This window comes from Desulfobulbus alkaliphilus, assembly GCF_016918545.1.
Classification (GTDB): Bacteria; Desulfobacterota; Desulfobulbia; order Desulfobulbales; family Desulfobulbaceae; genus Desulfobulbus; species Desulfobulbus alkaliphilus.
In genome coordinates this window covers 1-452 of sequence record NZ_JAFFQC010000222.1, presented here as the reverse complement: position 1 = coordinate 452, position 452 = coordinate 1, and the positions used below count along the sequence as shown (strand labels likewise).

Genomic DNA, 452 nt, shown 5'->3' with positions numbered 1-452 from the left:
AGCCTAGCGTGTCTGGCGCTGGTTTGTCGTGATGGCCACGACGGCGCGGTTGTTCTTCGTGGTCAAAATTTCAAGATAGACGTCAACCCTGTCAGGCGTCAGACGGGCATTGTACCGGATGTCGAGGACGTTGATACGCAGCAGGCGCTCCTGATTGTTCCCGTCCGATCTCTTGATGAATCCGGTACAGCGCTGGACGTCATCATGGACCTCAAGCGTTAGTTGTGGGAGGAACGCCTGGGAAATCTGTGTATGGTGCATGGATACGCCGCCGTAGTCCGGATCGAAGGCATCGGATCCTCGACTGGTAAGCATGTATTTGACGACCTTGCCTGCGATGACCTCGATGCCGAGTGCCGAAGGATCTTCGGGACGCACGAGCTGCATGTATTCGCTGGAATTGTTCTGGTCGGCGTAATTGCCTGTCGGTGTGTACAGTCTCAGGTCAATCA

General features: G+C 55.3%; 1 protein-coding gene. It reads right to left on the bottom strand.

Annotated features, from left to right (window positions below):
- Positions 1-3 precede the first annotated feature (3 nt).
- Positions 4-452, bottom strand: a 449-nt coding sequence (locus JWG43_RS18235) for a hypothetical protein (protein ID WP_205244351.1), incomplete at its 5' end; no start/stop codon positions are given.